This is a genomic window from Burkholderia sp. AU15512, from assembly GCF_002223325.1.
Lineage (GTDB): Bacteria > Pseudomonadota > Gammaproteobacteria > Burkholderiales > Burkholderiaceae > Burkholderia.
In genome coordinates this window covers 814,026-839,343 of record NZ_NKEX01000003.1, presented here as the reverse complement: position 1 = coordinate 839,343, position 25,318 = coordinate 814,026, and the positions used below count along the sequence as shown (strand labels likewise).

The following is a 25,318-nucleotide window of genomic DNA, read 5'->3' as shown; positions in this document are numbered from 1 at the left end:
TGCTGAAGCAGGACGCCCATCAGCGGACGATCCGGCAGGCCAACTCGTTGTACACCGGCGCCCAGCCGTACAGCACGTCGATCCGGCACGGGACGGTATCGGTGCCGATCGCGTACTGACGAGCGATCCGCATCGAGATCCCCTTGTGCACGCGACGCGCGCCCCAGGCACCGTACTTGCTGACGTCTTCGAGATCGGCGGTTGCCAGCGTGAACGCGTCACGGTGATATGCGAGGCTCGCCGTGTACTGCGTCGATGCAGCGATATCCCACGTGACCGCAGCAGCATTCGCCGGGCCGGCCGTGACCGTCTGGTATTGCTGGTTCGACGCGGCCGTATTGATCGCCGGGAAGATCGACAGCGTGGCGTTGCCGGAACCGTCGGCGGTCGCGTCGGCGAGCACCGTGAACTGACGCAGCACGCCGGTCGACTGGCGGTTCTGCGGGTTCACGCCGAAGACGCCCGCGATCGTGAACGTGTCGCCCTTCTTGACCGTCGCCGCGGCACCGAGGCCCGTGACGAGCAGCGTCGAGCCGGTTTGGCCTGCGCCGGAGACGGTGCCGTTGGTGCGCGTGCCGGTCGTGAACGTGTTCACGTTCTGGTCCATGCCGATGTCGAAGCCGAGGCCCGACGGCGAGAAGATGCCGCTGTCGTACTGCTCGCCGATCTTGTTCGACGGATTGAACAGGCCGGCGGCCGACTTCACCATCGAGCCGTTCGTGGCCGGATCCCACACGACCGTGCGGCGGCCGTCGCGCGGAGCGGCTTCGTTGTCGAGCTTCACGCCTGCATCGAGCAGCACCTTGATGTCGTTTGGAACGGTGCCGACCGTGCCGACGTTGTTCGCGACCGTCGTCGCCAGACCCAGGCCGTCGAAATCGATCTTGTTGGCGATCGTCGCCATCGCCGGCTTGATGTAGCGGTCGGCGAACTCGTCGACGATGAGGGTCAGTTCTTGCGAGCTGAACGTGAAGTCGACGTGGAACTGCGTCGTCAGCGTGATCGGCACCGACGTTTCGTTCACGTTCTCGATGTTCAGCGCCGGGCCGGTCGTACCGACGAAGCGGTTCGGCTTGCGAGCGTTGACGGTCGCGCCGATCTTCGCGCCGCTGACTGCGAACTCGTCCGAGTAGTCGCGGTTCGAGCGGGCCGTGAAGGTCAGCATGTTCTCGAGAATCATCAGCGATTCGTCGAGGATCTTGACGGGTGTGAGAAGAGTGTTCGGCATTTAAAACCTCATGAGCGGTTGCGTTTGCGCCATGCGACGTAATCCGCCGTCGAGGCAAATTCCTCCGGTTCAACCGGAGCGGACTTGCCGCCAACAGGCGAGATCGGCGCGGGCGCCTTCGATACGGGAGCGGGTTTCGCCTGACCTACCGTCGTTTCCAGACGGGCGAGTTCAAGCGCCATGCGAAGCGGAGGAAGAGACAGCAGGCGTTCGGCTTCTTCGGGGTGCTGGCCGAGGTGATGGAGCACCTTGTGACCGGCATCCATCGCCGTGACGGCCTCCAGGAACTCCGGCGATGCACCGCCGAGCATCTGGAAGGTGCGCAACGATGCGTCCCAGTCCGGAAACTCAGTCTTGCCGGCGTCGAACACCTTGTTGCAGGCCGCATCGAACTTTTCTTGCTCGATGAGGCGCTTCGCCTCTGCGCGGATCTGGTCCGCGGTCATCGGCTGCGCATGGGGTGTCGCGGTGTCCGGCTGGAGTTCACGAAGGCGCGCCTCGAGGGCTTCGCGCTGCCGCTTTTCCTCGTGCTTCTCCCGCGTGAGCTGATCGATGCGCCGTTGCACCCAATCGCTCTTGGGCTTTTCCTGCGGCTGCTGGTCGACTACTCCTGCGGGTTGCTCGGTGCCCGATTCCGTGCTCGTTTCAGCGGGCTCGTGCGCCGGTTCCGGGGTTTCCGTCGTCGGCGGTACGGTGACTTCCGTCGGTACTGCGTTGTCTTCGGTTTGCATGGACGTATCCAAGGATTTGCGCCCGGTGATGCCGCGCCGGTACGGAAAGCAAAAAGGCCCGCTCCTTTCGGATGCGGGCCTTCTGGAAAAGCGATGTCGTTTAGATCGACATCAGGTGCTGCTTCAAAAACTCAACGGCACCGAGCGCTGCAAGATTGCTCGGCAACTTCGACCATTCGAATCGGAGTGAATCGTCTGCCTCGACGATCACCATCACGACCCATTTCACATTTCCATCGCGCGCGAACTCAGTGAGGTTTTCGCCAAGCGTTTCGGGAGTCGTATCGCGAGGAAACTGGACGACGTTCATAGCCTTAGCGCTGGCCGCCGATGATGTATTGCTCGGCCGTCGGCGTGATCGGGCTGGCGGTCGTGTTCACATACTGGATCGCGAGCGTGTTCGCCGCGGAGACGCGCACGTTGCCGATCGACAAGCCGACCTGATGCGACGGCTTGTTGACGTCGATCGAATCGCCGACTTGCAAGCCCGGCACCGTGAACGTCTGTTCGGCGCTGGTGTTCGCGGCGACCTGCGCCGGCGTGAGCGTCTGCTTGATGTTGTAGACGCCCTGAATCGGGCTGGTGGACCCGAGGTCCTGGAGGATGCCGGGATAGCTCATGTCACTGTCCTTGAGGTGCGGGCAAAGAAAAACCCGCACTCGGCGGGTTCTGGGGTGGCTGCTGCATCGGGTCAGGCGTCGGAGGTGGTGCGCCCTCCGGCGCGCCGGTTCCCATCATCTGCATCACGACCTGCGTCGCGACGTGCGCAACGATCTGCGGATCGAGCGGTTGGCCCAAGGCCGCGAGGCGCTTCGTTTCCGCGTCGTATGCCTTGATGTTCGTTTCCTGCGCATCCTTCCCCTGCCGCGCATTCTGAAGCTCGGCGGTCAGATGCTCGATCATCTGGCCCATCTGCTGCATCTTGCCTTCCATGTCCTTCTCGGTAGGCGTCGAGCCTTCTCCCAAGATCGAAGGGTCAATTGTGCGATGCAGGCGCTCGGCCACCTCGTCGGCCATCGGGAAGTCAGCCGCCTTGAACAGCAGGTCGCCGGCCACCTTCATCAGCTCCTGATCCTGGCCCATGATCTGCGTGAGTGCATTGAATGCTTCCTGCCGGCGCGTCTCGTAGTTCGGGCCGACTTCCACCGTCACGTCGTAGCGGCCAATGCCCGGGTTGAAGATCAACTGCACCTTGTCGGCGATCGACGGATGGGGCACCTGCTGAAGCGGCTGCTTTTGCTCGGGGTCGAGCGTCGCGAATGTCTCGGTGCCGTCTTCCCCGACGATACGCACCACGCGTTGCGTGTCGTAGATCTTCGGGATCAGGTCGATCAGCACGCGGCCCGTGTAGCGGATCGCGCGCGCCACGTTATCGATGAAGTGGTACGTTGCGCGATCGCCTTGACGCTGCCGCGCCTGGATCGCCACGCCGGCCTGCGCGTTCGACGGCTGCCCGAACTGCTCCTGATACTGGCCCGAGGCCATCATCAGTTCCTGCTGGGCGTTCTGCATGCCGGTCAGGTACGCATTCGCGCCTACTGGCGGCTGTTCGCGCTGCGGACGATCAATCGGGTTTCCAGCTTCGTCGCGCGAGTTGTACGGCAGGTACGGCAGATTGTCCTTGTTCGCATTCGCCCATTCGGATTCGTAGCCCTCAAACGCTTCCGCTGGCCCGACAAAGGGCGTCTTCGTCTGAAGCGCGATGTACTCGACATTCGCCGACGACATGTAGTTATACATGCGCTGCGCGTCTTTCAGGTTCCGCGTATGGCCCTTGCGCTCGACCTTGCCGTTGATGACGATTTCTTCGCCAACCACACGCACAATCGGAATGTAGCGACCTGCCCACGGCTTCTCGTCGATGATCTTGTCGCCCGCGATCAGATACCACGTGATCTGCGGCTCCGTGATCTCGCGCTTCTGGATCGACGCATCCTTCTCGATCGCCGCGCGCTCGTTCGCGTCCTCGATCTCCGACAGGCGCACCGGGCCATTGACCGGGTGATTCACCAGCTTATCGACCTTCGCCGTCTTGCGGAAGTACTCGCACACGCGGATCTTGTTCTTGCTGATCCAGCCGTCGCTCTGCGTGTCGTCGCCGAACACGACGCTCTGCGCTTCCTCGCCCGGATAGCGCGCCTCGTACTCGGCCTTCGTCATTTCCTCGAACACGAAGGCAAACTTCGCATCCGAGCCGTCCGCCGACTCGATGTCCGGGTCGAGGTAGATCGTCAGCGGATCCTTGACGCGCCGCAGGAAAATTTCCTGATCGAAGGAGCCGTCGTGCGCGTATTCGCAGACGATGCGCCAGTAGCCGAGGCCACCTTGCACCGCGAACTCTGTCGCGGTGTCATACACGATTTCGGCGTGCGAGTTGTATTCGATGTGCCGCACGATGCCGTCGAGGATCTTCGCGATCTCGATGTCGGCCTCGCCATCGACCGGCAGCGTCTTGACACTCGGCTTGTTCTGCTTCGCGTCGTTGATGATCTGCAGGTTGTGCTGACGCACTTTGTTGATCGTCAGGCACGGGCGTGCATCGCCTTCCCGCGTGGTGCGGATCTGGTCTGGCCACTGCCATCCGTTGTCAGCGTCCCCGTTCGAGAAACGCAGATCTTCGACGAAGCGCTGCCGAAACTCGGACTCGAACTCCTGGCAATGCTCGAAGCGCTCTTTCGCCTCGGCGACGATCTTCGCGCTCGAATCTTCTTTCGGTTTGCGGGCCATCAGCTCATCCAAGCGCCGCCGCCCATGACAGAGCGGCGCACGACGGGTTGTTTCGACTTCGCGGGTTTGGTAGCCCGGCGCGCGCCTTCGCAGGCATAGCGCAGCGCGTCGATCACGTGGTTGTCCTTGTCCTCCAGGATCGGCAGCACGGCGCCGGTCAGCTTGTCTTCCTTGTACTTGTAGAGCGTCAGCTCATCGATCAGGTGCTTGCACCGCGGATGCACGATGATGTCGAACGAGTTCAGAAACTCGACGCCCTCTTCCAGCGACTTCGCGCCCTTGATCGCGGCGCGGATCTTCGGGAAGCCGTGCTTCTGCATGTGGCTGATCGTCTCCGGACGTGCCGAATCGGCCGTAATCGGCCACTTCTCGGCCTCCGGAACAGCCATAAACAATTCCGGCAGGTTCACGATCTCGCAGCCGACCTGATACGCCTCATAGTCGACGTACAGGCGGTTCCCGTCGATGTCGCAGCGGATCAGCACCGAAGGATCGCTCGCGAAGCCCCAGTCGGCGCCCAGGCGGAAAACCGTGCCGGCAGGCCGCTCGAATTCCTCGACGTGCCAGTTCTTGAACACGCGCGCTTCGCTGCGCTGCTGATAGCCGCCCAGCCACACATGTGCGTACTTGTCGGGGTCGCGGCGCTTGTCGTACTCCATTTCTTCGTGGAGTTCGCGCGGCAGCCACGGGTTGTCCATGAAGTTCGCCTCGACGACGATCGAATCCGGCGGCGGCTCGGCGCCGCGCAGCAGGACATCAATCGGATCTGTCGGCTTGCTCGGGTTCCACCCGAACCAAAGCTGAGAACCGGGCTTGCGGATCGTCGGGCGCAGCAGCGTGAGGCTTTTCTCAGACGCGTTCTGCGCTTCCTCGAACCACGCGCGGTCGAATCCCTCCAGCGACTTGATGGAGTCGGCCGTGTGGTTCTGCATGCCCTCGAAAATCGTGACGCCACCGTGGCGCGACATGATGCGGCGGTCTTGCACCTCAAAGTAGTCGCCAGCGTTGAACGCAGCGATCTTCGCCTCGAGCAGCTTCTTCACCGAGAACTCGAGCGATTTCAGCGTCTCGCGGAGGCAGACGAAGTCGTACTTGTCTGAGACGTTTTCCTCGAGCCACAGCTCACCGAAGAAATGCGATTTCCCCGATCCACGGCCGCCGTGCGCGCCTTTGTAGCGCGCAGGGGCGAGCAGCGGAGCAAATACCCGCGGCGTCTGGATTTCGAGGATGGTCATTCCGATTTCGGATCGATGATGCGGCGCTCGACGCGCTGGAACTGGATGGCACCGCCGTCCTTGCCGGCGTGCTCGTGGTCAACCTTGTCGCGCCACTGGTCCGGGCGCCGGTTCTTGAGCCAGAAAATGCATGCCACAGTATCCGGCGCGTAGTGCTTGATCAGGTCCGTCTTCACGATCTTGCCGTTGACAACCCTGATGTCGACTTCCGGATGGCTGTACCCGTTTGCGCGACGGAAAAGGCTGTTCTGCACCTGTGCGTCAGCTTCTGCCTTCGCCTGCTCGAGCGCCTCCGCGAACTCCGGATGCTGCTGCTTCCACGTGCGAATCGTGCGGTCTGTAGTGCCGAAGAAGCGCGCAAGTTCGACGTCGGTCGCACCGAGCAGGCAGTAGTTCCGCGCGAGTTCGACGAACTCGGGCTTGAACTTGGACGGCGCGGCCATCGTCAGGCGATCTCCGCCACGAACCTGCGTTCGATCGAGCCGTGAACGCCGGTATCGACCATTTCGACCGAAAGCCAATCCGGATCATCCGCGCGATCGGCCAGCACGTTGTAGCCGGGATCGGCCACGATGCGCACGCGCTTGCCGTCGTTCGGGCTCGCCGGGCAGCAAATCACGTGCGTGGCTTCCGTGCGCATGGCGTTAAAGCAGCTTCGCCAGATGGTCGCGCGCCGCGGTGACCTCGTGCGCGAACGTGTGAATGCCGGCGGCGATCTTGCGCTCGATCTCGGCGAGCATGGCATCGAGCAGCAGGAGGTGCGACGGGGCATCGACGCCGCCGCCGACTGCGGGGGCATCAATGGTAGGTGCGTCCACCGTATCGTTCTCGGCGGATGCGCTCGTATCGCCAGAAACGCTCGATTGCTCCCCCGATGTGGACGTGCCAGCCTCCTGCACGGGCGGCTGACCGTTCTTCACCCAGTCCGGAAGCGCTTCGCGCTCGGCGTTCGGTTCCTGCGTCGGCTCGGTGCTGCTCGGCGCTGCGTTCAGTTCGTCCATGTCATGCTCCGTTCGTTGAGGGAATTGCTGCCGCCCGTCGCCAGCACGAGTTCCGGAATCCGGCGGAGACCACTGGCTTCCAATACGTCGACAGCTGCCGCGGTTCGCGCACTCACGGCTTGCGGAAGATTCACTTCTTGGCCTTGTGCTTGGCTGTGCGCTCGCCGCGCTTCGGGGACTCGCCGAGCACCTTGTCGGCCTTGGCGTCGATCTTCGACTTCTCGCTCGGGGACATGCGGCCGGCGTTGACGGCCTGCGATGCGCGCGCCTTGGCGTTCGCCGCGTGAGCGCGATCGTTGACCGGATACGACCGGTCCGGGCCCGCAAACGCCTTCGCGGGCAGCTTGTCGCGCTTCTTCGTGCTCATCGTCGCCATGGCATGCTCCAAAGCAAAAAGCCCGCTGGCGGATGCCAAGCGGGCTTTCGGATGCTGAATTCGGTTTTCTGAGGGCGAACGACTCCCCCACGGCGCGGATTATAGGCTGCTGCTATCGGGTTTACAAGTGGGATTCATTGCGCCGTCTCGACCAGATCACGCGCCTCGAACATCGGACGCAGCAGATCCTTCGCCCGTGCGTATTCGTCGGGGAGCGGAGATTGCAGCCGAATCGACGACCAGGAACGCGCTCCGCTGAACCGATTGCGCATTTCGGTTTGAATCGCCACGCGGCCACGTAGATCAAGACGCGACACGCATGCATCGACGGCCTCGCAGACCGCCTTGCGCGCGCGCATGTCCGCTGCATCAGCCAGATCCGACGACTCGCGCCAGCCAGCGCGGTATTCGCGGCAAGCAGGATCGGCCCCACCATAACCGAGCTTCGGACGGTAGGACTGCTGCCAGTCATACCAGTCTTCGAGCAGATCGTCGATTTCGTCGTTGCGATTCATGCAGGCTCCGATCACGAAAGGAGGAATGCGAATGCGGCGAAAAGCAAAACGCCACCTAACCATGCGCAACCAGCCAGACATCCCCCGAAGAACGCCCCTATCCATGGTCCCGTGCAGTAATCCCGACGCCCTTTGTGCACGCCGATCGCGATCCCGATCACCAGCATCGCGAGCAGTATGGCAATGCCGATCTTCATCGCGAGCATTTCGCTGGGAGTCGTGGCTGGGTGGAGGTACAGCACGCATTCGGCATACGACTGCGAACGCGCCACGTCCGCAGTCGCCTGGTTGTACGACCCGACGTCAGCGATACAGCGAGCGGTATGCGCCTCCGCTTCTGCGCGGGCCGCGTTGGCTGCCGCGATGCTGGATTGCATCGACGCCATGATGGCGATGCTGGTGGCTGGCATGAATGGCTCCGGTCATGTGGGAAATCGCCCGTGTCGCAGGAGCCAGCGGCCGAGTACGCATCGGCGTAGCGCGGTGCTCAGATGCGCAGTTCGGCACTGACCTGCCGGACTGCCGCAGCGCGGCTTTCAATTCGATCCACCAGCGCGCGGAGCATAGCGATCGCTTCCGGATATGCCGGCGTCTGCGGCGAGGCCTCCCCCGTATCGCAAGGAGTCGGCTCTCTAACCGGCTGCAAGCGCTCAGCGAGACATGCAAGCTCGAGATCGAGCACTTCCATAGCTTGATGCGCGCGTTCTGCGAGGCTGCGCACGGTATCCGGGGGCGCAATTTGCGCGGACGCTGCCATTTGCTTCTGGTGCTGCTCGATCGACTGAATGGACGCGGTACTGGCCTGCCCGATACCCAATCCTGCATAGAAATTCGGTTGATTCATGCTGCTCTCCGTTCGTTGTGCCGCTGGTTGTCGCGCCAGTCGACGAACGGCCGGCGCAGGAAGTGGTTGAAGCGATCGGCCGCATGCGTATCGGTGGCCAGCTCGCGGCGCGACTCGACCTTGCACACGGCGCGGATGAATGCTGCGGCCTCGTCGACCGAGACGGGATCGCCGTCGACGAAGCCGCCGACCCACTCGCGGAACTGCGGGTCGCGCGGGAGCATGCCGGCGAGCTGGAGGACAGAGACCATCATGCAGCCTCCCGTAGAAGCTGCGCCACCATCTGGCCCAATGCGCAACGCTGCTTCGTCGCGCGCATCCTGACCGGCTTCGGCGCGTCCATACGCTTTCCCAGCGCCCATACCGCGCGAGGCTTCCGCGACGTCGGAATCCAGCGCACGACGTGCAGCTCGCCGCGGTGCTCGGCCAGCGCCTTCAGCACCGCGGGCTTGCTGACGCCGGCTGCCGACCGAATTTCGGCGATCGTCATGCCATCGGATTCCACGAGTACGGCGCGAATGCGCGGCCATGCGAGGTTCGTGCGCATCTCGATGCCGATATGCCCTTCGGGCCGGTGCAGCTTCCATCGACCCACAGCACCGCGGATCGCGTCTTCACTGACGTCGGTGGCTGCAGCGATCTCGCGGAGGGGCGCACCGGCCTCGTACATGCGCGTGACGAGCGCTTTCTCGTTCGCGCGCCAGAAGTGCGGGCTCATACGAGGTTCCTCTGCGCCCAGCGCGCAATCAGCATGCTCTCGGCACGGTTGTGGTCCTTCGCCCGAGTGAGCGGTGCATGCGGATAGAGCCGGCGCGCGGCATCTAGGCATTGCGCCTTGTCCGCACCGAGCCCATAGAAGCGCTTCCAGCGCTGCGGCGTCACGTACTCCATGCGCATGTCGCAGAGGATCGCGACAGCCTCCAGAACACCCCGCGTATGCGCCAGCGCCCCCATGGTCTGCACGGATGAACCGCCGAGCAGCTGCATGTCCTCCATCGCGAAGATTGCGCGCTCGTCAGCGGGAACGCCGCGGCGCAGGATCTCGCGAAGCGCGCGCGCGTCGAGCTTGCGTTTGACGCGCGCCTTCGGGCCGGCAGTGGGGATCGGGCATGTCGGCAGGTCTTCGACCGACAGCAGTTCTCCGTTGGCGCCAAGGAACGTGAGCGCGCCCGTGAGGCCCGGGTCGCAGCCGATGATGATCGTCATGCGCCCTCCGGCTTTTGGGGCGGAAGGATCACGTGCGCAGGCGTAGTGGATGCGTTCATCGTGCCCATACCTGCCTCCATTCGCCGGTTTCGAGATCAAGGAACTGCGCCCCATCCGTGCGGCTATCTCGGTACTGCAGCGACGCTTGGTCAAACCAAAGCTTCAGATTCCCTTCCCAGGTGTAATGCCGCTGCTTGGCGCAGATCAGCACCGTGTCGGCCTGCGCTTCGAACATTGCGCGCTTCTCGTCGTCGAGATCCTTCCGCAGCTCCGTTTCCTTGCGCTTGTTGCGATGAACGATGAGCAGGTTGTCGACGAGATCGGTGATTTCGCCAGCACCCTTCAGGTCGAATTTGTCGGGAATGTCGGTCTCGCGCTCGCCCTTGCGGATGTGGTGCACGAGGTGGATGTGCAGCCCCGTATCGCGCGCCAGCGAGCAGAGCTGATCGACGAAATTCTTCTGCCCGGCGTAGTCGTCGGGCGCGATTCCGCACTTCATCAGGCTGTCGATGACCATGTGCGAGATGCCGAGCTCGTTGCGGCAGTACCGCGACACGGCCAGCATCCGGTCACGCTGCACGGTGCCGATGTGGTTGTAGATCCAGAGCCGATCGTCGGTCCAGCGTTCGAGCGAACGCAGGTACGTCTGTGCCGGCGCTTCGTTGCAGGCGGCCTGGCGCGCCATGCGCTCGAGCGTCTTGTGCGGAGGCATTTCCATCGAAGCAATGCATGCACGCTCGCCTTGCGACATCACATGCAGGATCACCTGCCCGAGCACTCCGGATTTGCCGTGCCCGTTGATGCCACCCCATAGCGAGACTTCACCCGGACGGAAGGCGAGATCCTTGCCAAGGGACGACCACGGCGTCGACACACCGGTCTGCAGCTGCGCCTCGCCATGGAACGCATCCACTACCATGTCGAAGAATTCGGACGCTCGACGAACGTCCGCACGACCGTCGTCTGCGTCGTTGACGTAGGCGTTCCAGTCGATCGAATCGGGAATCATGCGTGCCACTGCTGGGCCTCCTGTGCGGCTTTGATGACGAGCGTGCAGGCCTCGTCGTACGGGGTGGGAATGGACTTGCCGAGCTCGGCGAAGATGCGCGATGCGAGTGCCCGGGCGTCGTCCCAGCAGGGACCGCCGAGTGCCATCGGGCACCAGTCGAAAACACGGAAGTCGGTGATCTGGCGCCATTCGCCGAGCTCAACGCGCGGACCTTCGCGGAACGTCAGCACCATGCGCCGCGGCACGGCAGCAGCCATGTCGACCAGCGAGCGCAGTAGCGCAGGAAACGCGATCGAAGCCGAAGCGAAAGTCTCGACATCCAAGGCCGCAATCGGCCGCCAGTCGTAGCGCTCGCTGACCGAGGCATGCAGGGTCACGTTCGACCACTGCAGCGATCCAACGAACGAAACGAGCACCGAGCCGGCCGGAGCCTGACGGCGACGGCGCATGGCGACGAGGGCTTCGGAGTTGGCGGGATAGCGGGTCATGGCAATCATGCGAAGGGGTTGTCGACCAACTGGCCTCGAGCGTTCCGCACAAGCTCGCCAGCCGGATCCGCGCCGTTTGGCTTGACCGCACCCAATGCGCCGGCGTACTGCCCGAACTTCTCGGCGTTGAAAAGCGTCGCTGGACGCAGGTACTCGCACATCTTCGGGTCATGCGACCAGTCCTTGACCTTCGCATCCACCACGGCCTTCAGCTGCTCGACTGTCGCCCCTTCGCGAATGCGAGCAGCGATGAGTTTCGTGTTCGCAGGAACCGCCTGAAAATTTCGATTCGCTTTCTCGTTGAGGTAGGACAGGATGTCCCGGGCAGCGTCGGGCATGCCCGACATATCCTCCTGTTCCTGTTCCTGTTCCTGCTCTTGGCTTCGATGGGGCTCCGAAGGGGCTTCCGAGGGGCTTAATTCGAACGCCTTAGATTCGCGTTTTTTCGTGAGATTGAAGACCTTCGCGTATCGGTCGTAGAAGGCCGCCAGGAAAGGGTTTTCGGGAAGCTGGTTGTATTCGTTCTGCACACCGATTGAGCGCTTGTCGCTCTCCGACAGCTTCTCCGCGATCTGAAAACGAGCCATTTCGAACACCCAGACCATCTCCGACTCGCGGTCGTACGCGCAAAATCCGGCCTCGATACACCTTTGAAGCCCCTTCGATGCCCCTTCGATGCCCAAACCAGTTTCGTGCGCGATGAGCAATTCGGGCTGGTAGAACAGTCCGAGCATGTTCGAATGCGGCGACGTCATCAGATAGAGGCCGACGACGACTGCTTCGGCCCCCGACTTCTTCAATTTCTTACCGGTCTCGCCGATCCAGAATTTCGGAGAGACGCGCGAGTAATCACGCATGGCGAACCTCCGCGCCGGCGGTGAGAGGATTCGGGAGGTCGTTCACGCCCACCTCCAACACGCGCCAAAGGCGAACGAGATCAGCAGCGCCATGAAGGCGTCGATCCAGAGGTCAATCACGGTCGCCCTCCTCTGTCCCCGCTTGTCCCATTTTGGGACGCTGCTCGAAGGCGATCACGACCGGGTGCATCGCGCCATAGGCGCTCCTGAGCACGTGATAGCCGAGGTAATCGGGGATTGAGATCTGTTGCGCCGCGGCGCGCATCGCCAGATCGGCTGCGTCGATGACAGGCAGCGCGACCGTTTGCTCCACGCGGGCGCCACTCATGCGCGCACCTTCGGGCCGGCCTGTCCCGCATCGGCACTGACGGGCACGAGCTGCGCGGGCAAAGTGCCGACAACGCCAAACAGCGCCACCTCCGCGATGCGGTTGAGCGCGGCCGAATCGGAGTCGATGCCATGCAACTGCTTGTAGAACTGGAGCGCGTCATAGACGCGATCGCGCAAACGGGTTTTCACCTCGTTGCGGTATTCGGCGCGGGGTTTCATGCGGCCACCTGGGCGGATTGGTTGACGAAGCCATCCGGAAGAGGCTTACCCAAACGAAGGGCGGCACCGACGACGAGATCTGTCTCTCGCTGTTCAAGCTCGTCGGGCCATTGAGAAATGCGGCCGCGAGTCAGCCCCACGGCACGGCCGAGTTCGGCGCCGCTACCGAAGATGTCGATCGCCTGTTGCTTGGTCATCAGCATTTTTGCCTCTTTGTATAGCTCACTAGACAAATCATATGTCAAGCTCACTTAACGTACAAGGGATTAGTCTGCTAGACATGAAAACACTGGCAGACCGCCTCCGCGCGGCCCTTCAAGAAGCACGTATGAATCAGTCCGAACTCGGCCGGCGCGTAGGGGTGACGCGCGGTGCCGTTTCGTTCTGGCTGACGGGCGCTACCACAAGTTTGGAGGGTGAGAACCTCCTAAAAGTGGCATCTGCTCTGTCTGTTTCGCCGAATTGGCTCGCGACAGGGCGTGGCAGGATGAAACCAGCCAGCCTGCAGGAAATTTCCCTACAGGAAAACCCTGAATATCCGGCGATCAGACGAGTGAAGATCAAAATTTCCGCCGGGATCACCGGCTTCGGCGTCGAGCCTCTCGAAGAAGATCATGCCCCGATCGTATTTCATCGAAGCTGGTATGAGGGGAACGGCTACGAACCGGCGAAGCTGCTCGCGATCAAGGTGGGCGGCGCAAGCATGGAGCCGGGCCTCTATGACGGTGACTGGGTAGTGGTGAATTCTGCCGACACGACGCCGAAGGACGGGATTGTCTTCGCGCTCAGTTTCGACGGTGAGGTCGTCGTCAAGCGCCTGTTCCGCACCGATGGCCAATGGGTTGCCGCTTCCGACAACCAGGACAAGCGAATCTACCGCGACCGCCCGCTCAACGGGGACACTTTCATCATCGGGCGCATCGTCCATAAGCAAAGCGAGCGCATATGAAAACTGTGATTGCATGGATAGTGATCCCCCTCATTCTCATTGGAGCCTTGAGAATATGGGGGCAAGACATTCGCGATCGGGGTGACAAGTTCATGTGCTCCTATCGCGCAGACTCGGGTGAGTGCCTGACCCAGAAGGAATACATCGAGCACATTGCACGTGCCCAGGCCGATTTCTCGGTTCGGAATCTGGTCTTGCAATGCAGCAGCCCTTTCAATCGCGACACAGTCGAATGCGCGGCATTTCACCAAAACTGACATCAAACTGAAAGCAGATTAGCCCGCGCATACGCGGGCTTTTTTTCGCCGCCACGAAGAGAGCGCGTCCTCTGAACCATCATTTTGTATAGTGTGCTTGACATGAAATAACCCGTGATGTTTAATGTGCTCAACGCACCGAACATTTCGAGGCCACCATGCTCCACCCCACCACCACCGAACGCGCGGCCGACTTCTGGTCGGATCGGCAGCTGCAGCAGTTCAACGACGCGCAGGCCGACGCCGACGAAGCGCTCGAGCGCGCGACCGCAGTCGTCACGCTCGACGACGTGCTCGAAGCGCTCGCCGGCCTGAACGAATCCGAGCAACGAAAGATCGTCGACGCCTATCGCGACACCTCAGACCGCGCGCATTTTCAGTGGCTGCTGATGGCTGCGTTCGAAGACGCCTTCTCTGCCGCGGCGAAGCGCATAGCCGAGTACTCCGGCGGTGGGCGCGTGCCGACCCGCGTTCGCCTGTTCGACGAGGCATGACATGAACGGCCATCGCCTCCACACCGAAATCGTGCCGCTCGCGGGCGGCTATCTCGAAGTCGCATGCCCGGACATGGAGTTGCCCGCGTTGCGTCGCCACTGGTCGATCCGTCGCATGGTCGATTGGAAACACGTCGTCTGGTGCTGACATGACCGCCACCCGCCTCCTGATCGGCGCCGCTGCTGTGCTGATCCTCGCCCTGGTCGTGATCGTGCGCGAGATCAAGCGCGTCGAGAAAAACGACCATTGGTACCACGACTGAACAACCACCCGGAGCACCACATGAAGATCGAAATCCTGAACCGCTGGACGCTAAAGGTCATTTTCGAGTGCGAGGCTGATTCGATGAAAATCGCCGTCGAAATGGCTTGCAAGCAGGGAGCGGACCTGAGCGGCGCGGACCTGCGCGGCGCGGACCTGAGCGGCGCGGACCTGAGCGGCGCGGACCTGCGCGGCGCGTACCTGAGCGGCGCGTACCTGAGCGGCGCGGACCTGAGCGACGCGGACCTGCGCGGCGCGTACCTGAGCGGCGCGGACCTGAGCGGCGCGGACCTGAGCGACGCGGACCTGCGCGGCGCGGACCTGCGCGGCGCGGACCTGAGCGGCGCGGACCTGAGCGGCGCGTACCTGCGCGGCGCGTACCTGAGCGGCGCGTACCTGAGCGGCGCGGACCTGCGCGGCGCGTACCTGAGCGGCGCGGACCTGCTGCCGATCAAGGCCGATTTCATCGAAGTCATTTCGCAGGCACCGCGCGAGGTACCCGCGCTCATTGATGCGCTGAAAGCTGGGCGCGTCGACGGATCGACCTATTCGGGCGAGTGCGCTTGTCTCGTCGGCACGATTGCCAACGCTCGCGGGATCGACGTCGATTCATCCGAACTCGGCATTCCGAAAGACGCGTCGCGCCCGGTCGAGCGTTTCTTCATGGCGATCCGTAAGGGCGATACGCCCGAAACCAACGCGGCTTCGAAGCTCGCGCTCGAATGGGCTGAAACGTGGCTCGACACGCAACGCAAGGCATTCGCGTCGTAACGCACATCACAACGAGGGACCACATGGACAAGATCAAGCAGACGCGCGACGCGTTCGAGGCATGGGCCTCGCGTGAAGAGCTGCATCTGGTGACGGGCAACTGCGGCTGGTATCTGGCCGACAACACCGCGAAGGCTTGGAAAGCGTGGCAGGAGTGCGCGACGCGCATGAACGACATGGCCGAGATCCTCGAAATCATCGCGACCGACGCTGACTCGGGGACAATCCTGCTGACCTCAGGCATCCGCATGGCCCTCGACGCTGCCCTGATCAAGGCCGGGCGCAAGGCTGCGCCGGAGCCGGTGCGGCACTTCCGCGCCTGCGGGGAGGGTCTGTGATGCGCGCCGCAAACGACAACGACCTCTACCGAGCGTGCGAGCGAGTGCACCTGTCGATCCAGATCGGCTCGGCCGTTGGCGCAGGTGCATGCATCGGTGCCTTCTGGTGGCTCGCTGTCGCGCTGCGTGCTGGAGGTGCAATGTGAAGCGCCTGATCCGCAACGTGGTCGAGATCGTGTCGCTTTGGGCCGTGCTCGGCGCGATCCTGTTCCTGTTCGCATGGCTCGTGTTGCCGCAGCTGTTCGAAGCGCCTGTTGTGCGCGGCGCGTGGGGGGCGTGATGCTGATCGAACACCTCGACATCGACGTGTACCACTCGCGCCCCGAGATCTCGAAATCGCAGCTCGACACGATCAACGTGTCGCCCGCGCACTTCTGGGCGCTCCATCGCGATCCGAACCGGCCGGCGCCGACGACGCGCGGCGGCCAGCTCGAAGGCAATCTTGCGCACTGCGCGATCCTCGAGCCGGACGAGTTCGGCAAGCGCTACGTGCTCGGGCCGAGCGTCAACCGCAACACGAAGGTCTGGAAGGACTTCGTCGACGAGAACGCCGGCCGTATCGCGATCCAGCCGGACCAATACGACACCGCATGGCGCCAGTCGGACGCCGTGCGCGCGCTGCCGGAGATCCGCGAGGCACTGTCGCGCGGCCGCGCCGAGGTGTCGGCGTTCTGGACCGATCCGTCGACAGGCGCGGCATGCCGCTGCCGGCCGGACTGGGCGCACGACCTGACCGAATCGAGCGTGCTGCTCGTTGACGTCAAGACCTTCAGCAGCGCCAGCCCGGACGAGTTCCGCCGGCAGGCCGCGCGCAAGCGCTACCACGTGCAGGACGCGTTCTACAGCGACGGCTACGAGCACGCGGCCAGCAAAGAAGTGCGCGCCTTCGTGTTCGTCGCGGTCGAGACGGAATGGCCGTTCGTCGCGCACGCAATGATGCTTGACGACATGTCGCGCGAGCAGGGCCGCGCCGACTACGCACGCAACCTCGCGACCTATACGCGCTGCGACGCGGCCTGCGAATGGCCGGGCTACTCGAAGGAAATCACCTTGATCACCCTGCCCCAATGGGCTTTCACGACGGACGAGGCATAACGATGGCAACGACAACCAACCTGGCTCAACTGAAATCGACCTCGAAGATGGTCGCGCGCGAGGCCGGCATTGGCAGCGTAAAGCAGTTCTTCGAATCACAGAAAGGGACGCTCGCTGCAGTGTTGCCGCGGCACGTGAGCCCGGATCGCATGCTGAAGATCGCGCTCGGCGCGTTGCGCACGACGCCGAAGCTGATGGAGTGCACGGTCGAATCGCTGATGGGTGCAGTCGTGCAGTGCTCCCAACTCGGCCTCGAACCCAACACGCCGCTTGGCCATGCATACCTGATCCCGTTCGAGAAGAAGAAGAAAGTCGGCAACCAGTGGGTGACGGACAAGGTCGAGACGCAGATCGTCATCGGCTACAAGGGCTTGATCGACCTCGCGCGCCGCTCCGGCCAGGTCGTTAGCATCGCCGCGCACGCCGTGCACGAGCACGATCACTTCGACTATGCGTTCGGCCTCGACGAGAAGCTGGAACACAAACCGGCGATGTCCGCGCGCGGCCGCGTCATCGCCTTCTACGCGGTCGCGAAGCTGGTCGGCGGGGGCCACGCGTTCGAGGTGATGAGCGCCGAGCAGGTCAATGAGATCCGCGACGCCAGCCAGAACTACAAGTTCGCACGCGACAAGGAAAAGACCGTCTGGGGCCAGCACTACGAAGAAATGGGCCGCAAGACCGTGCTGCGCCGCCTGTTCAAGTACCTGCCCGTGAGCATCGAGCTCGCGAGCGCGGCCGCGATCGACGATGTCGGCGCATCTGGTCGCTCGCAGGCGCTCGATACCGTGCTCGACGGCGACTACATCACGCCGACCGATGACGAACAGGACGATGACGGCGAGATCGATCCGCCGCCCGGCCTGACCGATCAGCGAGCGCAGCAATCCGACATGACGCTGCCAAGCTACGACGACCTGCTCGCGCAGATCCAGAAGGCGGACGACGCCGAAGTGCTGGCCCTGGTCCTCGACAGCGCGCGCGATCTGCCGCAGGCCGAGTACGTGAAGCTCGAGCAGGCGTATCAGGATCGCCGCGAAGTGCTGCTCGGAGCCTGATATGACGACAAGCAAATACGGAAAGCTCGATGCGCTGATTCTCGCGGCGATCAACGAAACACCGAAGAAGTTTGCGTTCGTCGATGCGGGGGAAATCCGTGCCGAAAGCGAGCGGATCGCGAAGGAAGAAGGTACTGCACGCTCCCGTTTTGGAGTCTCATCTTGGCGCATTGTCGATCGTCGTCTTCAAGCGCTGCGTAAGGCCGGAAAGATTCGCTCGACCGCTACTGGTTGGGTTCGCACGTAACTCACCCTCATCCTCAGGAGACAGCATGTTCAACCTCGACAACACCCTCGCGAAGATCGTCTCGTGCACGAACGTCAGCGAGAAGCACGGCGCCGAGCGCGTCGCCGCAATCTCGATCGGCCTGTACGTCGTCCAAGGCGGCGAAGTGCTCGAAATGTTCGACGCGAGCCTGCGCAACGCGCTGTATCGCAAGCCGCAGCCGAAGGCCGGCGAGCTGCCGATGGAGCACGACAGCCTGACCGAGCTGCGCTTCCCGTTTATGCGCAACCTCGCATGGGATCGCAAGTACGAGGGCTATCTGCTGCGCTTCCACATCGGCGCCTCCGGTGCCGAAGACGTTCTCCTGGCCGACTGCGAGATCAAGGAAATCGCATTCGTGACCATGGACGGCGGTTCTGTTGAGGTGTCGTTCAAGGTGAATGCCCATCCAAAAGATGATGAGGATCACGGAAAAATCGGCCGCCGCGTTCAGCAGGAGATCGGCATCACGCTGACGCCTCCGGACAACTACGTCGATCCGGGACTTTTCGGCCATGCGCAGGACGACGACGACCGAGATCCATTCGAAGGCAGCGACCTCGCACACGAAGCGCACTGACCCACCTGCCGCGCGCCCCACTCGCGCGGCAACCCGGCTTCAATGCCGTCCGCGTGGGTGATGGGTGGGCGCCGTCACGCCGGCTTATTCATGTCAACGCTGCCACATGCGAACCGCGCGGACGACATTGATGCTGTTCTACTGATTGAGGATGACGAGTGAATGAGCTTCATCTTTTCGCGGGCGCTGGTGGAGGAATCCTTGCGGGTCAGCTGCAGGGAAACAGATGCGTATGCGCCGTTGAATTTGATCCCTACGCCCAAGCCGTCCTTGTCGCTCGGCAAAACGACGGCACCTTTCCTCCGTTCCCGATTTGGGATGACGTTCGAACCTTTGACGGCCGACCTTGGCGAGGAATTGTTGACATCGTGGCTGGCGGGTTTCCATGCCAGGACGTCAGCGCAGCGGGCACCGGCGACGGGCTTGACGGCGAACGAAGCGGACTCTGGACCGAAATGGCTCGGATCATTCGCGAAGTACAACCCCTCGGAGTCGAAGTGGAAAACAGCCCAATGCTCACTTCTCGGGGACTCGGACGAGTTCTCGGAGACTTGGCCGCGATGGGGTTCGATGCGGAATGGGGAATCGTTTCTGCGGCCGATACCGAAGCTCCACACTTGCGCGAGCGCATCTGGGTTGTGGCCCACGCCAACGGCAACAGATACGAAGGGGCACCCAGCCGAGAAACGACTACGCGAACGAATGATGGAAAGCAGCCGCGGAGTGAGGCTCTCAGAAGAACTTGCTCGACGTGGCCATCTTGGCCCAATGAACCCCGAGTGGGTCGAGTGGCTTATGGGATGGCCCATCGGGCACACCGCATTAAAGCCCTTGGAAACGGCCAAGTACCGCGAGTGGCTGCAACAGCATTCACCCTTCTCTCACGATGAATACTGATTGAGGATGACGATGAGCGAGAAGGTACAGATCGGCGACGCGACGCTCTATCTCGGGGACTGCCTAGACCTTTTGCCAACGTTGCCGCGCGTGGATGCGGTGATTACTGATCCGCCATATGGGATTCTGAATCTTGCCGGTGATGTCGCGGGTGCGGTCGTGCGCAAGTCGCCGCGCCAAATTGGTTCCGGCACGCTGAAGAATCGACTGCTGAATCAGTCCAATGTTGAATGGGACATTGCACCCAGTGCTGAAACTTTCGATGCCCTGCGGAGCATGTTGAATTGGCAAATCATCTGGGGCGGAAACTATTTCCCGCTCCCTCCGGCCCGAGCAATTCTCGTTTGGGACAAGGAACAGCCATGGGAGAACTTCTCGCAAGTTGAGCTGGCATGGTCGAACCTGTCGCGCCCTGCCGCCATCTTCAAGGAGAGCGCCACGCGCGGAACCCCGGGAAAGGTTCATCCAACGCAGAAGCCGATTTCACTGATGGCGTGGTGCATTGCGTTCGTCCCGGAGGCGGAAATCATTCTTGACCCTTACATGGGAAGCGGCACGACCGGAGTTGCTGCCGTTCAACAAGGTCGGGCCTTCATCGGCATCGAGCGCGAACCGAAATACTTCGAAATTGCATGCCGCCGCATCGAGGATGCGCAGCGCCAGGAATCGCTTTTCCATACCGCACCGAACCTCGCTCAGCAGAGCGCGATCGATTTCGAATGAGGACTACCATGACCACCACCGACAACAACCGCGCAGCCGTACGAGTTTGCGCAATCGCCGACGCCGAATGCTCGCGCGACTGCGGCATGGGCGCATGTGAGCGCGAGCGCGAGGCTCGTTTCCCTGTCGAGCAGCACGAAGAAGCGCCGGCCGGTGAACGAATCTCGCATCTTGAAGCGCTTGTGCAGCGTTACCGCAACATGGTCGACGAATTGAAACAGCGACTGCACGACGTGACGCACCCCGACACGCCGTCCGCCCCGCTCGAAGGCACGGGCACTGGGGCGGATGAGCGGGCGGCGTTTGACATGTCCGACGCAGAATGGTGCGATGTATTCGAGAGAATCCAGAAGACAGTACCGAACGTGTTCGGCAGCTATGCGAAGGTGCGCGCCGAATTTGCTCGCGAAGCTATCCGAATCGCTGCTGCGGCCCGCGCCTCGTCGCCCAATGTGGCGGGGGCGGAAGGGGCGACTGAAGCCGATATTCGCAAGAGCATGACGCCCGAGCAAATCAAGCTCGAACGCAAGCTGACGTGCGAGGCGATCGACGGCGCAATGGCCTTCGGCTACCAGAACACGAATCCGCCGCCGAGCGCCGACCATTGGCTCGCGCCGTACTGGCATGTCGGTCGCAAGCAAGCCGAGCAGGAAGCTTCCCTTTCCCGCTCCCCTCGCACTGAGGTGGCGGGAGCGGTGGCAGAGGGGTGGAAGCTGGTGCCAGTCGAGCCGACCGAAGGAATGAAGTCGGCCGCGCTGCGAGCTGACGATCGATGGAGGCAACCGGGCGATCAGTTACTCGTGCAATGGGATGCCATGCTCGCTGCTGCCCCTCCGTCGCCCTCCGCAGATGCAGCGGCAGCGCCGGCAGACGCCCAGAAAACTATTCCGAAGGGGATTTTTGACAACTTGATCGCAACGCTCTCTCCTGCGTGGGACTACATCCAAACGCATCAAGACCAGTTCGACGCGAATCCCGGTGATGACAAGACCAAAATTCTCGTCGATGAGTTCTTACATCACGCCTATCGGACGGCAGGGCATGCAGATGAGCGGGCGGCATCATTCGAAGACTTCCGTGATCGCTGCGAGCATTACCGCGGCTTCAAAGACGACACCGACGATACGCAATGCACTTGCCCCGGAAACAATCATCCGGGATCGTGGTGCGAAGAATCTGAATGTCCGCGTCGAGCCCGCGCGGCAGCATCGCAGCCCGCAGCCGCCATTGAAGACCTGCGTGCCATTCAGGCCGTTCTTCGCGATGTCGACCCGAAATGGCGCGACCGAGGCGAATTCGGCATCAAAGCCCGAGATCAAATCATTTCTGCGGTACGTGACCTTGCCGCAGCGGCAGCGGGGCAAGAGGCGGAGCCGTTCGGATGGGCTCAGCCACGAGGCGGCAACTACTTCACGCGCAACAAATCAAGCGCCGACAGAATCGGGGGATTGATTCCCGTCTACACCGCCCCGCCCGCGCAGGTCGCCACTCGGCAAGGTCTGACGGAGGCACTTCGCCAGGCGCGCGAGGAACTGTCCAACGTCGAGTGGGAAAACGACCCGCCGACGCGCGTCATCGACCTGTTCTCGAAGATCGACGACCTTCTCGAAGGAGCCAAGCGATGAGCGCCATCATCAGTCCGTGCGGGCAATACCGCTATCTGCTTTCGCGGCCGGCCGACAGCATGTCGCCCATGAAGTCGACCGCGCTATTCCTGATGCTCAATCCGAGTACGGCCGACGCCAGTTTGGACGACCCGACGATCCGTCGCTGTCGCGGTTTTGCGAAGACGTGGGACTGCAACGGAATTTCTGTGGCGAATCTGTATGCGCTTCGCTCGACCGATCCCGCCGCGCTGTGGGTTCACGAAGATCCAATCGGCCCCGACAACGACCTCTACCTGGCGAAATTCGCCCGCGAGTATCACGACGTCGTGTGTGCATGGGGTGCTAACGCTCGACCCGATCGAGTTTCCGCCGTCTCGAAGATCCTGCGCGATGCCGGTGCGCGCCTGTGGTGTCTCGGTATGACGAAGGACGGTTCACCGCGGCACCCACTATACGTCCGCGCCGACCAACCGCTGATCGAATGGAGCCCAGCATGAATAAGACGCTGACGGACCAACAGGTCCACGATGCAATCAAGAGCGCCGAGCATGAAGTAAGTCGCATGACTCCGTTCAGCTCGATGGAAGAACGCCGTTTTGCGTTCTGTCGCGCCCTTCTCGCCGCTCAGCAGCCGGAGCCGAAACTCGCGCAGGCGATCCATTATCCCGAGTGCTGGGACACGGTCGCATATCCGACCGTCGAGTCGGCGCTCCGCGAAGTCTATGTGGCGTTCCGGTGCCAACAGTGCGAGCAGCCGGAGCCGTGCGCCGAGGTGACAGAGCTTCGAGCCGAAATCGAGCGCCTTAACGCGATCATCAATACGCCGCACGCCGACGACTTTCTGAAAGCTGTGAGCATTGAGGCAGAGCACCAGCGACAGCGTTGGAGCAGCGAGCACGATGCTGGAAAGACGCCGGCCGACTGGTTCTGGCTTGTCGGCTATCTCGCAGGGAAAGCGCTTCATGCGGCTGTGGCGTGCGACGCCAAGAAGGCCGAGCATCACATCATCACAACGTCCGCAGCATGCGCAAACTGGCATCTATCCATATTCGGCAAGACAAATATGAGGCCCGGGATTGACGGCGCCCGCGCAGGAGAAGGCCGATGACCAGCCGCCGCATCAACGGTACCGCCGTGTTCGACGTCCTGCGCACCGGCACGCACACCGCGCGGCAGATCGCGGCCGAGCTGCAGACGTCGACGGCGTTCGTGCAGTGCTTCCTCGACACGCTGTTCTACGCAGGCCGCATCCGGATCGATCGGCGCGTCACGACGAACACCGCATACGAGGTGGTGCCTGCAGCCATGCCGCGCGCGCCACTCGACACGCCGGCCGCCGGGCCGCGTCTCGCACCCAACCTGCAATCCACGCTCGCCGGCTACGATCGCGAGATCAGCCGCCGCGTCGAGCTCGCTTTGACCACGAGGGCACGATGACCGAAATCACCGAACTGGCTCAAGAAATTGCCGCGCGCCTGACGCCGCACGCGCTGTGGGATCTGGCCGAACTGGCGAAATATCTGCACCGCAGCGAGCAGCACACGCGGCAGTGGATCATCACGCAGGACGGGTTCCCGCGTCCGATCCGCATCCCGTCAGGCAAGAGCGCGACAGAACGGGCTAGGCCACTCTGGCGCGCGAAGGACGTGATCGCGTGGGCCGAGTCTCACGTCGAAGCCTGATGGAGCTTGTCGGCAAGATCAGCGGCATGCGGCGCGTAGTACACCGCCTGCAGGATGCGCAGATCCTGGTGGCCGCTGATCTTCGCCAGTTCCATCACGCTGAAAATTTTGGAAAGCCGCGTCAGCGCCTCGCGGCGCGCGTCGTGGAAATGCAGGTCATCCAGCATCACCGCCTTCTTCGCCTTCGCGAACAGTGCGCTCCGTAGCGCAGGTTCGACTCCGAACACATTCCCCCCGAATTCCTTCCTCAGCGGATCGAGCTGCTTCAGAACGGCAAGCGCGCGCGGCGACAGCGGTACGTCGCGGGTCACGCCGGTCTTCGTGCGCGGCAGATGCACGTAGCGCTTCTTCAGGTCGACCGCATCCCACGTCATCCCCTCGATCTCTCCCGCCCGCATAGCCGTCTCGATTGCGAACACGAGCATCGCGCCAATGCGCGCTGACTTCGTCACTGGTGTCTCATCGTCTCGATATCCGAGCCGGGCGAGCAACCGCCCAACCTCCTCATCCGTGATGCGCCGCTTCCGCGGCTCAGGTTCCGTCGGGCGCCGCATGCCAGTCAGCGGGCTTTCAGTGATCCATTTCCATTCGTCCCGTGCCGTCGTGAACACGTGCGACAGCAGGTTGATCTCGCGCAGCACCGTCGCCGTGCCGACCTTGCTGCGGCCCGCGCTCTCGTCGCCGGCAAGCCGCGCATCGCGCCATCGCCCCATGTGCTCAGCCGTCACATCGGCGAGCGGCATCGCAGCCAGGTCAGGAAAATTCCGGATGAACGCGGCGAAGCGGATCGCCTCCCAGCGCGCGGTGCGCTTCGTCGGGCTGACGCGCTTTTCATACTCGCGGAGCGCATCGGCGAGCGTGTGCTTCGTGCCGGGCGTCAGCTTGCCCACGTTGATTTCGTGCTCGATCCGTGTCGCCCAGGCGACAGCGTCCGCCTTGCTCTGGAACGTCTCCGATACGCTCACGCCCTTGCGGCGCACCTGCGCGCGCCAGACGCCGCCGCGCTTCGTGTATGTCGCCATCCTGCCCCCTGGTGCAAATCGTGGTGCATTTCTGGTGCACGCGGGTGCAAAAATGGCTTGTTTTTGCTACAACGCGGCTACCTTCCCGGAGCGGGAAGATAGCACGGAAAGCCTTGGTAGGATTGGGTTTGCTACAGGCAGGATAGCTTTCGCTACTGAATTAGGTGGTGCCGGGGACCGGACTCGAACCGGCAAGCCAGTTAAGGCGGCGGATTTTCGTCACACTGCTTCTTTCAAAGCCGGCGTCGCGTGCGCGATGCCGTTCGTGCGCTGGACTATGCCTTCGCCGTCGCGCGCGGGCTGACCTGCTGCCCATGCGCCTTAGGCGCCCCCCGTCTAGTCTCTACACCTTCCTCGCGGATGCCGCGAGGCTTGGCTCGGCGTTGCCTCGATGCGCGCATCAGGGGTTTCGCCGAATTTGAAGGGTTCTGCACCGACCGTTTCCGACCGGGCACTCAATCGTTTAAGTCCGCTATGTTTACCAATTTCATCACCCCGGCAAGAGGGCGGACGCGATTCTACCATTGCTTGCCCATGCGTTCCCTTATTCCGCGG

40 protein-coding genes are annotated in these 25,318 nt (G+C 62.6%); 17 read left to right on the top strand and 23 right to left on the bottom strand.

From position 1 onward, the window contains the following. Positions 1-19: 19 nt before the first annotated feature. From CFB43_RS06580 to CFB43_RS06480, 22 genes are all read right to left on the bottom strand, one after another. Positions 20-1,228, bottom strand: a complete 1,209-nt coding sequence (locus tag CFB43_RS06580; RefSeq protein WP_089494502.1) for a P22 phage major capsid protein family protein — start codon at positions 1,226-1,228, stop codon at positions 20-22. Positions 1,229-1,236: 8 nt separating this feature from the next. Beyond that, positions 1,237-1,959, bottom strand: a complete 723-nt coding sequence (locus CFB43_RS06575) for a hypothetical protein (RefSeq protein ID WP_089494501.1) — start codon at positions 1,957-1,959, stop codon at positions 1,237-1,239. A gap of 100 nt (positions 1,960-2,059) precedes the next feature. Further along, positions 2,060-2,269 (bottom strand): hypothetical protein, encoded by a 210-nt coding sequence (locus tag CFB43_RS37580; protein WP_144023044.1) that lies wholly within the window; start codon positions 2,267-2,269, stop codon positions 2,060-2,062. A gap of 4 nt (positions 2,270-2,273) precedes the next feature. Next, complete coding sequence (locus tag CFB43_RS06570; RefSeq protein WP_089494500.1) at positions 2,274-2,579, bottom strand: hypothetical protein; 306 nt, start codon at positions 2,577-2,579, stop codon at positions 2,274-2,276. A gap of 1 nt (position 2,580) precedes the next feature. Continuing rightward, entirely contained in the window at positions 2,581-4,686 is a 2,106-nt protein-coding gene (locus CFB43_RS06565; protein WP_089494499.1) for a portal protein, read from the bottom strand. Continuing rightward, complete coding sequence (locus CFB43_RS06560; RefSeq protein ID WP_089494498.1) at positions 4,686-5,921, bottom strand: PBSX family phage terminase large subunit; 1,236 nt, start codon at positions 5,919-5,921, stop codon at positions 4,686-4,688. Before CFB43_RS06560 ends, CFB43_RS06565 begins: the two co-directional genes overlap by 1 nt. Then, positions 5,918-6,364 (bottom strand): terminase, encoded by a 447-nt coding sequence (locus tag CFB43_RS06555; protein WP_089494497.1) that lies wholly within the window; start codon positions 6,362-6,364, stop codon positions 5,918-5,920. Before CFB43_RS06555 ends, CFB43_RS06560 begins: the two co-directional genes overlap by 4 nt. A 2-nt stretch (positions 6,365-6,366) precedes the next feature. After that, the gene (locus tag CFB43_RS38770) at positions 6,367-6,501 is read right to left on the bottom strand and encodes a hypothetical protein (protein ID WP_256989935.1); all 135 of its coding nucleotides are present in this window, start codon (positions 6,499-6,501) and stop codon (positions 6,367-6,369) included. 64 nt (positions 6,502-6,565) lie between these two features. Beyond that, entirely contained in the window at positions 6,566-6,922 is a 357-nt protein-coding gene (locus tag CFB43_RS06545; RefSeq protein ID WP_089494495.1) for a hypothetical protein, read from the bottom strand. A 130-nt stretch (positions 6,923-7,052) separates the two neighbouring features. Further along, entirely contained in the window at positions 7,053-7,337 is a 285-nt protein-coding gene (locus CFB43_RS06540) for a hypothetical protein (protein ID WP_208606995.1), read from the bottom strand. A gap of 95 nt (positions 7,338-7,432) precedes the next feature. Further along, a complete protein-coding gene (locus CFB43_RS06535) occupies positions 7,433-7,813 on the bottom strand; it encodes a hypothetical protein (RefSeq protein ID WP_089494494.1) in 381 nt (126 codons plus the stop codon). 11 nt (positions 7,814-7,824) lie between these two features. Continuing rightward, positions 7,825-8,223, bottom strand: a complete 399-nt coding sequence (locus tag CFB43_RS06530; protein WP_089494493.1) for a hypothetical protein — start codon at positions 8,221-8,223, stop codon at positions 7,825-7,827. Between the two features lie 77 nt (positions 8,224-8,300). Beyond that, positions 8,301-8,657 carry a hypothetical protein gene (locus CFB43_RS06525; protein ID WP_089494492.1) on the bottom strand — a complete coding sequence of 119 codons (357 nt, stop codon included), beginning with the start codon at positions 8,655-8,657 and terminating at the stop codon, positions 8,301-8,303. Next, complete coding sequence (locus CFB43_RS06520) at positions 8,654-8,911, bottom strand: hypothetical protein (RefSeq protein ID WP_089494491.1); 258 nt, start codon at positions 8,909-8,911, stop codon at positions 8,654-8,656. The genes CFB43_RS06525 and CFB43_RS06520 overlap by 4 nt, the downstream gene beginning before the upstream one ends. Next, positions 8,908-9,375, bottom strand: coding sequence for a hypothetical protein (locus CFB43_RS06515; protein WP_089494490.1), 468 nt, complete (start codon positions 9,373-9,375; stop codon positions 8,908-8,910). Before CFB43_RS06515 ends, CFB43_RS06520 begins: the two co-directional genes overlap by 4 nt. Continuing rightward, the gene (locus CFB43_RS06510; RefSeq protein ID WP_089494489.1) at positions 9,372-9,863 is read right to left on the bottom strand and encodes a hypothetical protein; all 492 of its coding nucleotides are present in this window, start codon (positions 9,861-9,863) and stop codon (positions 9,372-9,374) included. The genes CFB43_RS06515 and CFB43_RS06510 overlap by 4 nt, the downstream gene beginning before the upstream one ends. Before the next feature lie 55 nt (positions 9,864-9,918). Further along, positions 9,919-10,872 (bottom strand): AAA family ATPase, encoded by a 954-nt coding sequence (locus CFB43_RS06505; RefSeq protein ID WP_306427102.1) that lies wholly within the window; start codon positions 10,870-10,872, stop codon positions 9,919-9,921. Continuing rightward, positions 10,869-11,369 (bottom strand): histidine ammonia-lyase, encoded by a 501-nt coding sequence (locus CFB43_RS06500; RefSeq protein WP_256989934.1) that lies wholly within the window; start codon positions 11,367-11,369, stop codon positions 10,869-10,871. The genes CFB43_RS06505 and CFB43_RS06500 overlap by 4 nt, the downstream gene beginning before the upstream one ends. After that, positions 11,366-12,217: a conserved phage C-terminal domain-containing protein gene (locus tag CFB43_RS06495; protein WP_089494487.1), complete on the bottom strand. Its 852-nt coding sequence runs from the start codon at positions 12,215-12,217 to the stop codon at positions 11,366-11,368. Before CFB43_RS06495 ends, CFB43_RS06500 begins: the two co-directional genes overlap by 4 nt. Before the next feature lie 112 nt (positions 12,218-12,329). Then, on the bottom strand, positions 12,330-12,545 hold the full coding sequence (locus CFB43_RS06490) for a hypothetical protein (RefSeq protein ID WP_089494486.1): 216 nt from the start codon (positions 12,543-12,545) through the stop codon (positions 12,330-12,332). After that, positions 12,542-12,766: a hypothetical protein gene (locus CFB43_RS06485; RefSeq protein ID WP_089494485.1), complete on the bottom strand. Its 225-nt coding sequence runs from the start codon at positions 12,764-12,766 to the stop codon at positions 12,542-12,544. The genes CFB43_RS06490 and CFB43_RS06485 overlap by 4 nt, the downstream gene beginning before the upstream one ends. Next, positions 12,763-12,969, bottom strand: a complete 207-nt coding sequence (locus CFB43_RS06480; protein ID WP_089494484.1) for a hypothetical protein — start codon at positions 12,967-12,969, stop codon at positions 12,763-12,765. Before CFB43_RS06480 ends, CFB43_RS06485 begins: the two co-directional genes overlap by 4 nt. A gap of 35 nt (positions 12,970-13,004) precedes the next feature. Here CFB43_RS06480 and CFB43_RS06475 point away from each other — a divergent pair, with 35 nt between their 5' ends. The 17 genes from CFB43_RS06475 to CFB43_RS06400 all read left to right on the top strand — a co-directional run bounded on the left by CFB43_RS06475 (position 13,005) and on the right by CFB43_RS06400 (position 23,741). After that, complete coding sequence (locus CFB43_RS06475; protein WP_089494483.1) at positions 13,005-13,715, top strand: XRE family transcriptional regulator; 711 nt, start codon at positions 13,005-13,007, stop codon at positions 13,713-13,715. Between the two features lie 415 nt (positions 13,716-14,130). Next, positions 14,131-14,466, top strand: a complete 336-nt coding sequence (locus CFB43_RS06465; protein ID WP_089494481.1) for a hypothetical protein — start codon at positions 14,131-14,133, stop codon at positions 14,464-14,466. A 1-nt stretch (position 14,467) separates the two neighbouring features. Next, entirely contained in the window at positions 14,468-14,614 is a 147-nt protein-coding gene (locus CFB43_RS38350) for a hypothetical protein (protein ID WP_179254801.1), read from the top strand. Between the two features lie 135 nt (positions 14,615-14,749). Next, positions 14,750-15,499, top strand: coding sequence for a pentapeptide repeat-containing protein (locus CFB43_RS38765; RefSeq protein WP_256989932.1), 750 nt, complete (start codon positions 14,750-14,752; stop codon positions 15,497-15,499). 23 nt (positions 15,500-15,522) lie between these two features. Further along, a complete protein-coding gene (locus CFB43_RS06455; protein WP_089494480.1) occupies positions 15,523-15,837 on the top strand; it encodes a hypothetical protein in 315 nt (104 codons plus the stop codon). Positions 15,838-15,979: 142 nt separating this feature from the next. Then, positions 15,980-16,117: a hypothetical protein gene (locus tag CFB43_RS38335; RefSeq protein WP_179254800.1), complete on the top strand. Its 138-nt coding sequence runs from the start codon at positions 15,980-15,982 to the stop codon at positions 16,115-16,117. Next, positions 16,117-16,932 carry a PD-(D/E)XK nuclease-like domain-containing protein gene (locus tag CFB43_RS06450; RefSeq protein ID WP_089494479.1) on the top strand — a complete coding sequence of 272 codons (816 nt, stop codon included), beginning with the start codon at positions 16,117-16,119 and terminating at the stop codon, positions 16,930-16,932. Before CFB43_RS38335 ends, CFB43_RS06450 begins: the two co-directional genes overlap by 1 nt. A 2-nt stretch (positions 16,933-16,934) precedes the next feature. Then, positions 16,935-17,987 carry a recombinase RecT gene (locus CFB43_RS06445; RefSeq protein WP_089494478.1) on the top strand — a complete coding sequence of 351 codons (1,053 nt, stop codon included), beginning with the start codon at positions 16,935-16,937 and terminating at the stop codon, positions 17,985-17,987. Between the two features lies 1 nt (position 17,988). Next, positions 17,989-18,234 (top strand): hypothetical protein, encoded by a 246-nt coding sequence (locus CFB43_RS06440; RefSeq protein ID WP_089494477.1) that lies wholly within the window; start codon positions 17,989-17,991, stop codon positions 18,232-18,234. A 25-nt stretch (positions 18,235-18,259) separates the two neighbouring features. Continuing rightward, on the top strand, positions 18,260-18,832 hold the full coding sequence (locus tag CFB43_RS06435) for a hypothetical protein (protein WP_089494476.1): 573 nt from the start codon (positions 18,260-18,262) through the stop codon (positions 18,830-18,832). A 158-nt stretch (positions 18,833-18,990) separates the two neighbouring features. After that, on the top strand, positions 18,991-19,722 hold the full coding sequence (locus CFB43_RS39180; RefSeq protein WP_089494475.1) for a DNA cytosine methyltransferase: 732 nt from the start codon (positions 18,991-18,993) through the stop codon (positions 19,720-19,722). A 19-nt stretch (positions 19,723-19,741) separates the two neighbouring features. Further along, positions 19,742-20,452, top strand: a complete 711-nt coding sequence (locus tag CFB43_RS06425) for a DNA-methyltransferase (protein ID WP_089495263.1) — start codon at positions 19,742-19,744, stop codon at positions 20,450-20,452. A gap of 8 nt (positions 20,453-20,460) precedes the next feature. Then, positions 20,461-22,077 carry a hypothetical protein gene (locus CFB43_RS06420; protein ID WP_144023043.1) on the top strand — a complete coding sequence of 539 codons (1,617 nt, stop codon included), beginning with the start codon at positions 20,461-20,463 and terminating at the stop codon, positions 22,075-22,077. Next, positions 22,074-22,556, top strand: coding sequence for a DUF1643 domain-containing protein (locus tag CFB43_RS06415; RefSeq protein ID WP_089494473.1), 483 nt, complete (start codon positions 22,074-22,076; stop codon positions 22,554-22,556). Before CFB43_RS06420 ends, CFB43_RS06415 begins: the two co-directional genes overlap by 4 nt. Then, positions 22,553-23,167, top strand: coding sequence for a hypothetical protein (locus CFB43_RS38330; protein WP_179254799.1), 615 nt, complete (start codon positions 22,553-22,555; stop codon positions 23,165-23,167). The genes CFB43_RS06415 and CFB43_RS38330 overlap by 4 nt, the downstream gene beginning before the upstream one ends. Next, on the top strand, positions 23,164-23,496 hold the full coding sequence (locus CFB43_RS06405) for a DNA-binding protein (protein WP_089494472.1): 333 nt from the start codon (positions 23,164-23,166) through the stop codon (positions 23,494-23,496). Before CFB43_RS38330 ends, CFB43_RS06405 begins: the two co-directional genes overlap by 4 nt. Continuing rightward, positions 23,493-23,741, top strand: coding sequence for a helix-turn-helix transcriptional regulator (locus CFB43_RS06400; protein ID WP_085503833.1), 249 nt, complete (start codon positions 23,493-23,495; stop codon positions 23,739-23,741). Before CFB43_RS06405 ends, CFB43_RS06400 begins: the two co-directional genes overlap by 4 nt. Here the strand turns inward: CFB43_RS06400 and CFB43_RS06395 are convergent. Then, positions 23,726-24,721, bottom strand: coding sequence for a tyrosine-type recombinase/integrase (locus tag CFB43_RS06395; RefSeq protein ID WP_256989930.1), 996 nt, complete (start codon positions 24,719-24,721; stop codon positions 23,726-23,728). The genes CFB43_RS06400 and CFB43_RS06395 overlap by 16 nt on opposite strands. Positions 24,722-25,318 lie beyond the last annotated feature (597 nt).